Below are 9347 nucleotides of genomic sequence, written 5' to 3'. Positions count from 1 at the left end.
GCCCTGGTGCGGCCGCTCATCGACGCCCCCGACGCGACCGCGGGGCTCGCCGCGCTGGCGCGGGTGGCCACCGGCCTCGCCGACGGCGTGAGGTCGGCGCGGTGACCGCGCTGCTGCCGCTCGCCCTCCCGAGCCCGTCGCAGGGCACCTGGCACCTCGGCCCGTTCCCGCTGCGCGCGTACGCGTTCGCGATCCTGCTCGGCATCGTCGTCGCGCTCTGGATGACCCGCCGCCGCTGGATCGAGCGGGGCGGCGAACCTGACACCACCCTGGAGATCGCGTTCTGGGCCGTGCCGTTCGGCATCGTCGGCGGTCGGATCTACCACGTCATCACCTCGCCCGACGCCTACTTCGGAGTCGGCGGCGAGCCGGTCCGCGCCCTGTACATCTGGGAGGGCGGTCTGGGCATCTGGGGTGCCGTGGCGTTCGGTGGAGTCGGTGCGTGGATCGGTGCCCGCCGCCAGGGTGTCCGGCTCGCCCCGTGGGCGGACGCGCTCGCACCCGGGCTGCTCGTGGCGCAGGCCCTCGGCCGGCTGGGCAACTGGTTCAACCAGGAGCTGTTCGGCGCGCCGACCACGCTGCCCTGGGGCCTGCAGATCGACGCGGCGCACATGCCGGTCGGGGACCCCGCCGGCACGCTCTACCACCCCACGTTCCTGTACGAGATGGTCTGGAACCTGGCCGGCGCCGCGCTCCTGATCTGGCTCGACCGCAGGCTTCGGCTCGGCTACGGCCGGGTGTTCTGGCTCTACGTCGTCGTCTACACCACCGGGCGGCTCTGGATCGAGATGCTGCGCATCGACCCGGCCGAGCAGATCCTGGGCGTGCGGCTCAACGTCTGGACATCGATCATCGTCGGCCTCGGGGCGCTGGTAGCGTTCGTGGTGGTCGGGCGCCGGCACCCAGGACGTGACACGACCCTCCTGCTGGCACCCCCGACCGCGCAGGACGACGAGGAGATCGCGACCGGTCCCGCCCGCTGACCGCGGACGGCTGGTCGCCTCGCCCCGCACGACGATGCGGGCGGTCGAAGGTCCGCGCTGTATCGTCCACACCTGGGCCGACGGCGTCCCACGTTCCCCCCATGTTCGTGCAATTCCCCGACCCTGTCGGGGACCGTGAGGACGGTGCTGATGTCGACGTCGCCCGCGAGCCCTGGCGCACAGAGTGCGCCGCTGCCGCAGGGTCTCTACGACCCCGCGGCCGAGCACGACGCATGCGGATTCGCCTTCGTCGCCACGCTGCGTGGCACGCCGGGCCGCGACATCGTGGACGCCGGCCTCACGGCCCTGCTCAACCTCGACCACCGCGGCGCCGTGGGTGCCGAGGAGGACAGCGGTGACGGCGCCGGGATCCTCACGCAGATCCCCGACGCGTTCCTGCGCGACGTGGTCGACGCCGAGCTGCCGCCGGCGGGGTACTACGCGATCGGCATGGCGTTCCTGCCGGTCGACGAGGCCGAGCAGCGGGCAGCCGTCGCCGCCCTCGAGTCCATCGCGGCCGAGGAGAAGCTCGACGTGCTCGCCTGGCGCGAGGTCGTCGTGACCGCCGACCTGGTCGGTCCGACCGCGCGCGCCTCCATGCCGGTGTTCCGGCAGGTCGTCGTCGCGGACCCCTCGCGCGAGCTGTCGGGCGTCGAGCTGGACCGTCGGGCGTACCGGCTGCGCAAGCGTGCCGAGCGGGAGCACGGCCTGTACTTCGCCTCGTTGTCCGCGCGGACGCTCGCCTACAAGGGCATGCTCACCACCGGTCAGCTGGAACCCTTCTTCGCCGACCTGTCCGACCCGCGCTACGCGTCCGAGATCGCGCTGGTGCACTCGCGCTTCTCCACCAACACGTTCCCGTCCTGGCCGCTGGCGCAGCCGTTCCGGCTGATCGCCCACAACGGCGAGATCAACACGGTCAAGGGCAACCGCAACTGGATGGCCGCCCGCGAGGGCACGCTGGCCAGCGAGGCGCTGGGCGACCTGGCGCCGCTGCTGCCGGTCTGCACCCCCGGGGGCTCGGACTCGGGCAGCTTCGACGAGGTGCTCGAGCTGCTGCACCTGTCCGGCCGCTCGCTGCCGCACGCGGTGATGATGATGATCCCGGAGGCGTGGGAGAACCACGCCCAGATGGACCCCGCCCGCCGCGCGTTCTACGAGTACCACTCGACGCTGATGGAGCCGTGGGACGGCCCGGCGGCGATCACGTTCACGGACGGCACGCTCATCGGCTCCCTGCAGGACCGCAACGGCCTGCGCCCCGGCCGGTACTGGGTGACGGAGGACGGGCTGGTCGTGTGCGCGTCCGAGGCCGGCGTGCTGGACATCGACCCCGCGACGATCGTCGCCAAGGGCCGCCTCGAGCCCGGCCGCATGTTCCTCGTGGACACCGGCAAGGGCCGGATCATCGACGACCAGGAGATCAAGTCGTCGCTGGCCGCCAAGCGCCCCTACGCCGAGTGGGTGCGCGACAACTCGGTCTACCTGCAGCAGCTGCCCGAGCGTGAGCACGTGGCGCACACGGGCGCCTCGGTCCGCCGTCGGCAGCGCACCTTCGGGTACACCGAGGAGGAGCTGAAGATCCTGCTCAGCCCCATGGCGGCCGCGGGTGCGGAGCCGCTGGGTGCGATGGGCTCGGACACCCCGGTCGCGGTGCTGTCCACCCGGCCGCGCATGCTCTTCGACTACTTCACGCAGATGTTCGCCCAGGTCACCAACCCTCCGCTGGACGCCATCCGCGAGGAGCTGGTGACCGCGATCGGTGGTGCGATCGGTCCCGAGCCCAACCTGCTCGAGGACGGACCGGGGCACGCCCGCAAGCTGGTCCTGCCGTTCCCGGTGATCGACAACGACCAGCTGGCCAAGATCGTGCACGTCGCCAAGGAGCCCTCGCTCGGCTTCCGGTCCACGATCGTGCGCGGTCTGTACAAGGTCAGCGGCGGGGGAGCGGCCCTGGAGGCTCGCCTCGAGGAGATCTTCGCGGAGGTCGACGCCGCGGTGGACGCCGGGGTGAGCTTCCTGGTCCTGTCCGACCGCAACTCCGACGCGGACCTGGCCCCCATCCCGTCGCTGCTCCTGCTCTCCGCCGTGCACCACCACACGCTGCGGCGGCACACCCGCACGCAGATCTCGCTGGTCGTCGAGGCCGGCGACGTGCGCGAGGTGCACCACGTGGCGCTGCTGATCGGGTACGGCGCCGCGGCGGTCAACCCGTACCTGGCCATGGAGTCGGTCGAGGACCTGGCGCGCAACGGCTACCTGCCGGGCGTGGACCCGGCCAAGGCGGTCGCCCACCTCATCAAGGCGCTCGGCAAGGGCGTGCTCAAGGTCATGTCCAAGATGGGCATCTCGACCATCGCCTCCTACCGTGGCGCGCAGGTGTTCGAGGCCATCGGCCTGTCCGAGGCGCTGGTGGACAAGTACTTCACCGGCACCACAAGCCGGCTGGGGGGCATCGGGCTGGACGTCATCGCGGCCGAGGTCGCGGCACGCCACGCCGACGCGTACCCGGCCAGCGGGAACCGGCAGGCGCACCTGCGCCTCGCGGTCGGCGGCGAGTACCAGTGGCGCCGCGACGGCGAGGACCACCTGTTCGACCCCGAGACGGTGTTCCGCCTGCAGCACTCCACCCGGACGCGGCAGTTCGACGTGTTCCAGCAGTACACCCACCGGGTGGACGAGCAGTCGTCGCGCCTGATGACGCTGCGCGGCCTGCTGGCCTTCAAGGACGGCGTGCGCGAGCCCGTGCCGCTGGACGAGGTCGAGCCGGTCAGCGAGATCGTCAAGCGGTTCAACACCGGTGCGATGTCCTACGGTTCCATCTCCATGGAGGCGCACGAGACCCTCGCGATCGCGATGAACAGCATCGGCGGCAAGTCGAACACCGGGGAGGGCGGCGAGGACCCGGAGCGCCTGCACGACCCCGCACGCCGGTCCGCGATCAAGCAGATCGCGTCCGGACGGTTCGGCGTGACCAGCGAGTACCTGACCAACGCGGACGACATCCAGATCAAGCTCGCGCAGGGTGCCAAGCCCGGCGAGGGCGGCCAGCTGCCCGGCAACAAGGTGTACCCCTGGATCGGGCGGACCCGGCACTCGACGCCGGGCGTCGGGCTGATCTCGCCGCCGCCGCACCACGACATCTACTCGATCGAGGACCTGGCGCAGCTGATCCACGACGCCAAGAACGCGAACCCGCGCGCCCGCATCCACACCAAGCTGGTCAGCGAGTTCGGGGTGGGGACCATCGCGGCGGGTGTCGCCAAGGCGCACTCGGACGTCGTGCTGATCTCGGGTCACGACGGTGGCACCGGGGCGAGCCCGCTGACGTCCCTCAAGCACGCCGGCACCCCCTGGGAGATCGGCCTGGCGGAGACGCAGCAGACCCTCGTGCTCAACAACCTGCGCGACCGCGTGGTGGTGCAGGTGGACGGCCAGCTCAAGACCGGCCGCGACGTCGTGATCGGTGCGCTGCTGGGTGCCGAGGAGTTCGGCTTCGCTACCGCGCCGCTCGTGGTGTCGGGCTGCATCATGATGCGGGTCTGCCACCTCGACACCTGCCCGGTGGGCGTCGCCACGCAGAACCCCGAGCTGCGCGCCCGGTTCACGGGAAAGCCCGAGTTCGTCGTGACGTTCATGGAGTTCATCGCCGAGGAGGTCCGGGCGCTGCTGGCGCAGCTGGGCTTCCGCACGCTCCTGGAGGCCGTCGGGCACGTCGAGCTGCTGGACACCCGTGCGGCGATCGACCACTGGAAGGCCGAAGGGCTGGACCTGGCGCCGGTCCTCGCGGTCCCGACCCCTGTCGGCGGCTCGCAGCTGCACCACACCAAGGACCAGGACCACGGCCTCGACCGCGCGCTGGACAACCGGCTGATCGCGCTGGCGTCCGACGCGCTCGAGCGCAGCGAGCCCGTCCGCATCGACCTGCCGGTGCGCAACGTCAACCGCACCGTCGGCACGATGCTCGGGCACGAGGTGACCAGGCGGTTCGGCGGCGCGGGGCTGCCCGACGACACGATCGACGTCACGCTCACGGGTTCGGCCGGTCAGTCGTTCGGTGCCTTCCTGCCGCGCGGCATCACGCTGCGGCTGTTCGGCGACGCCAACGACTACGTCGGCAAGGGGCTGTCCGGCGGCCGCATCGTGGTCCGCCCGGACCGCAACGCCGCCCTGTCCAGCCAGCACAACGTGGTGGCCGGCAACGTGATCGGCTACGGCGCGACGACCGGGCAGATCTTCCTGCGCGGGCTGGTGGGCGAGCGCTTCGGCGTCCGCAACTCCGGCGCGACGCTGGTGGTCGAGGGCGTCGGCGACCACGGCTGCGAGTACATGACCGGCGGTACCGTCCTGGTGCTCGGGCGCACCGGGCGCAACTTCGGCGCCGGGATGTCCGGCGGCACCGCGTACGTGCTCGACCTCGATCCGGCGCTGGTGAACACCGACGCGCTGCGGACCCGCGAGCTGCTGCTCGACCCGCTGGACGACGAGGACGCCGCCCTGGTCGAGACCCTCCTGCGGGCGTACCTCGACGAGACGGGCTCGCCGGTGGCCGCCCAGCTCCTCGAGGACCTCCCGTCGACGCGGTCGCGCTTCACGCGGCTGCTGCCCGCCGAGTACTCCCGCGTCCGCCGTGCGCTGGCCCGGGCCGAGGCCGAGGGCCTCGACCCGACCGCGCCCGGCGTGTGGGACCAGATCCTGGAGGTGGCCCGTGGCTGACCCCCGTGGCTTCCTGAAGGTGCGGGACCGTGAGCTCCCGCCCAATCGCCCCGTCGAGGTGCGTCTGCGCGACTGGAAGGACGTGCACGAGCACCTGCAGGAGGGCCAGCCCTACCTCAAGGAGCAGGCCGGTCGCTGCATGGACTGCGGCATCCCGTTCTGCCACAACGGCTGCCCGCTCGGGAACCTCATCCCGGAGTGGAACGACCTGGTGTGGCGCGGCCAGTGGTCCGACGCGATCGACCGCCTGCACGCGACCAACAACTTCCCGGAGTTCACCGGGCGGATCTGCCCGGCACCCTGCGAGTCGAGCTGCGTCCTGGGGATCAACCAGCCCGCGGTGACGATCAAGAACATCGAGGTCTCGATCATCGACGAGGCGTTCGAGCGGGGCTACGTGACGCCGCAGGTGCCGCAGCGGCTCACGGGCCACACGGTCGCGGTCGTCGGCTCCGGCCCCGCCGGGCTGGCCGCCGCGCAGCAGCTGACGCGCGCCGGGCACACCGTGGCGGTCTACGAGCGCGACGACGCCATCGGCGGGCTCCTGCGCTACGGCGTGCCGGACTTCAAGCTCGAGAAGATCCACATCGACCGCCGGCTGGCGCAGATGGAGGCCGAGGGCACGCGGTTCCGCCCCGGCGTCGAGGTCGGCCGCGACGTCACCTGGCCGCAGCTGCAGGCCCGGTACGACGCGATCGTCGTCGCCACCGGTGCCACCGTGCCGCGCGAGCTGCGGGTGCCCGGCAAGGAGCTGCACGGCGTGCACGTGGCCATGGACTTCCTGCACCAGGCCAACGCCGTCGCGGCCGGCAAGCCGGTGGCCGACCAGATCACCGCGACCGGCAAGCACGTGATCATCATCGGTGGCGGCGACACCGGCTCGGACTGCCTCGGCACCGCGCTGCGGCAGGGCGCGGCGTCCGTGACGACCCTCGCGATCGGCAAGCGGCCCCCGCTGGAGCGCCCCGCGCACCAGCCCTGGCCGACCGACCCGATCCTGTTCGAGGTGTCCTCCTCGCACGCCGAGGGCGGGGAGCGCGACTACCTGGCCTCGACGGTCGAGTTCGTGGGCGACGAGTCCGGCACGGTGCGCTCGCTGACGCTGGCCACGACGGAGTACCTCCCCGACGGGCGGCGCGTGCCGACGCCCGGCACCGAGCGGCAGATCCCGGCGGACCTGGTGCTCGTCGCGATGGGCTTCACCGGCCCGGAGGTCGACCCGCTCACCGCGCAGATCGGCATCGAGCTCACGTCCCGCGGCCTCGTGCAGCGCACCGACGACTACGCGACGACGGTGCCGGGCGTGTTCGTCGCCGGCGACGCCGGCCGCGGGCAGTCCCTGGTCGTGTGGGCGATCGCGGAGGGCAGGGCCGCCGCCGCGGCCGTCGACACGTTCCTGTCGGGCAGCACGGAGCTGCCCGCCCCGGTCACCGCCAGCACCGTGGCGCTGCGCCCCTGAACCCCACGGACCGAGGTCTTCTACCGTCCGGCCACGATGGCCTGACGGGACTTTCGGACCGACCCTGAAACAACGGAAGGCATAGGCTCGCCTCATGCGTAGAGCAAAGATCGTCTGCACCATCGGTCCGGCCACGGAGTCCGCGGAGCAGATCCAGGCCCTCGTCGATGCCGGGATGGACGTGGCGCGGCTGAACCGCAGCCACGGCTCCACGGAGGTCCACAAGAAGGTGTACGACAACGTCCGCGCGGCCGCCCTGGCCTCCGGTCGTTCCGTCGCCGTCCTGGTCGACCTCCAGGGCCCCAAGATCCGGCTCGGCCGGTTCGTCGCCGAGAAGCACGACCTCGCGGTGGGTGACACGTTCACCATCACGACCGAGGACGTCGAGGGCACCAAGGAGCTCGTCTCCACCACGCACAAGGGGCTGCCGAACGACGCCCGCGTGGGCGACCCGATCCTCATCGACGACGGCAAGGTCCTGGTCCGCGTGACCGCCGTCGAGGGACCCCGCGTGGTCACCCGCGTCGAGGTCGCCGGTCCGGTCTCCAACAACAAGGGCCTCAACCTGCCGGGCGTGGCCGTGTCGGTCCCCGCCATGAGCGACAAGGACGAGGAGGACCTGCGCTGGGCCCTCAACGTCGGCGCCGACATCATCGCCCTGTCGTTCGTGCGGTCCGCCGCCGACTACGACGACGTGCGCCGGATCATGGAGGAGGAGAACCGGGTCCTCCCGGTCATCGCCAAGATCGAGAAGCCGCAGGCCGTCGAGAACCTGGCCGAGATCATCGCCGCGTTCGACGGCATCATGGTCGCCCGCGGTGACCTCGGGGTGGAGCTGCCGCTCGAGCAGGTGCCGCTGGTCCAGAAGCGCGCCGTCGAGCTGGCCCGTCGCAACGCGAAGCCGGTCATCGTGGCGACGCAGGTGCTCGAGTCCATGACGACCAACCCCCGCCCGACCCGCGCGGAGACCTCCGACTGCGCCAACGCCGTGCTCGACGGCGCCGACGCGGTCATGCTCTCCGGCGAGACGAGCGTGGGCGACTACCCGATCGAGACCGTGCGCACCATGGCGCGGATCATCGAGGCGACGGAGGAGATGGGCCGGGAGCGCATGGCGCCCCTCGGTTCCACGCCGCACACCCGCGGTGGCGTCATCACCCGGGCCGCCGCCGAGATCGGCGAGGTGCTGGACGTCAAGTACCTGGTCACGTTCACGCAGTCCGGTGACTCCGCACGCCGCATGTCGCGGCTGCGCTCGAACATCCCGCTGCTCGCCTTCACCCCGGCGGAGGACGTGCGCAACGTCCTGTCGCTCAGCTGGGGCCTGCAGACGTACCAGGTGCCGTCGGTCGAGAACACCGACGCGATGGTCAGCCAGGTGGACTCGACCCTGCGGGCCAACGGTCTGGCGGAGATCGGCGACTACGTCGTCGTCGTCGCGGGTGCTCCGGTGGGCGTCGTCGGCTCGACCAACTCGATCGTCGTGCACAAGATCGGCGACGAGGAGAACGCGAGCGGTCGCATCGCCTGACGCGTCACTCCCTGCACGTTCCCACCGGCCTCGGCGCTCACGCGCCGGGGCCGGTCGGCGTTCCGGGTGAGACCGGGGGCGATCGACCCGCGCACCCCTAGCATCGGCCCATGGAGGTCGCGGTGCTCGGGCCGCTGCAGCTGCGTGCCGACGGGCGGACGGTGGACGTGCTCGGCGCTCAGCAGCGCGCCCTGCTCGCGGTGCTCGTCGCCCGCCGAGGACGGGTCGTCCCTGCGGACGTGCTGGTCGACGCGATGTGGGGCGAGGACCCGCCCCGGACCGCCGCGCACACGCTGCACACGCACGCCTCGCGGCTGCGCCGCGCGCAGGGCGTCCCGCTGCGCGCGGTCGACGGCGGCTACCGGCTGGAGCTCGACGACGACGGGGTCGACTCGGCCCGGTTCGACGCCCTGGTCGACGCCGCCGGTCCGGCGTCCCCCGCCTACGCGGTGCGGCTGCTCGAGGAGGCGCTCGCCCTGTGGCGCGGTCCGGCGTTCGGCCGGTCCGCCGACCTGGTGGAGGTCCGGGGCGAGGCGCTCCGCCTCGAGGAGCGGCGCAGCGTCGCCCGGGAGCGGCTGGCGGCGGCGCTCGCCGCGTGCGGGCGGTCGGACGACGCGATCGCCACGCTCTAGGGGCTGGTCGCGGACGAGCCCTACCG

At 72.1% G+C, this 9347-nt stretch carries 5 protein-coding genes; all 5 read left to right on the top strand.

The window, feature by feature from the left end; translation table 11 throughout:
- Window positions 1-101 precede the first annotated feature (101 nt).
- The 5 genes from lgt (at window position 102) to RYN42_RS17950 (ending at window position 9321) form a co-directional block, all read left to right on the top strand.
- Window positions 102-983, top strand: a complete 882-nt coding sequence (gene lgt / locus RYN42_RS17970) for a prolipoprotein diacylglyceryl transferase (RefSeq protein ID WP_315098261.1) — start codon at window positions 102-104, stop codon at window positions 981-983.
- 150 nt (window positions 984-1133) lie between these two features.
- Complete coding sequence (gene gltB / locus RYN42_RS17965; protein WP_315098258.1) at window positions 1134-5699, top strand: glutamate synthase large subunit; 4566 nt, start codon at window positions 1134-1136, stop codon at window positions 5697-5699.
- Window positions 5692-7158 carry a glutamate synthase subunit beta gene (locus RYN42_RS17960; RefSeq protein ID WP_315098256.1) on the top strand — a complete coding sequence of 489 codons (1467 nt, stop codon included), beginning with the start codon at window positions 5692-5694 and terminating at the stop codon, window positions 7156-7158. The genes gltB and RYN42_RS17960 overlap by 8 nt, the downstream gene beginning before the upstream one ends.
- Window positions 7159-7252: 94 nt before the next feature.
- On the top strand, window positions 7253-8689 hold the full coding sequence (gene pyk, locus RYN42_RS17955) for a pyruvate kinase (RefSeq protein WP_315098254.1): 1437 nt from the start codon (window positions 7253-7255) through the stop codon (window positions 8687-8689).
- A 110-nt stretch (window positions 8690-8799) separates the two neighbouring features.
- A complete protein-coding gene (locus tag RYN42_RS17950) occupies window positions 8800-9321 on the top strand; it encodes a BTAD domain-containing putative transcriptional regulator (RefSeq protein ID WP_315098251.1) in 522 nt (173 codons plus the stop codon).
- The last annotated feature ends 26 nt before the right edge of the window (window positions 9322-9347 follow it).

It is taken from the genome of uncultured Cellulomonas sp., from assembly GCF_963527515.1.
Lineage (GTDB): Bacteria > Actinomycetota > Actinomycetes > Actinomycetales > Cellulomonadaceae > Cellulomonas.
Note: the sequence above shows the minus strand (reverse complement) of the source record. Positions and strands in the feature narration are given on the sequence as shown.

Excerpts from the sequence above, each read along its gene's own strand:
- gltB (WP_315098258.1), top strand. The coding sequence starts at position 1,134 with ATGTCGACGTCGCCCGCGAGCCCTGGCGCACAGAGTGCGCCGCTGCCG.
- pyk (WP_315098254.1), top strand. The coding sequence starts at position 7,253 with ATGCGTAGAGCAAAGATCGTCTGCACCATCGGTCCGGCCACGGAGTCC.
- RYN42_RS17950 (WP_315098251.1), top strand. The coding sequence starts at position 8,800 with ATGGAGGTCGCGGTGCTCGGGCCGCTGCAGCTGCGTGCCGACGGGCGG.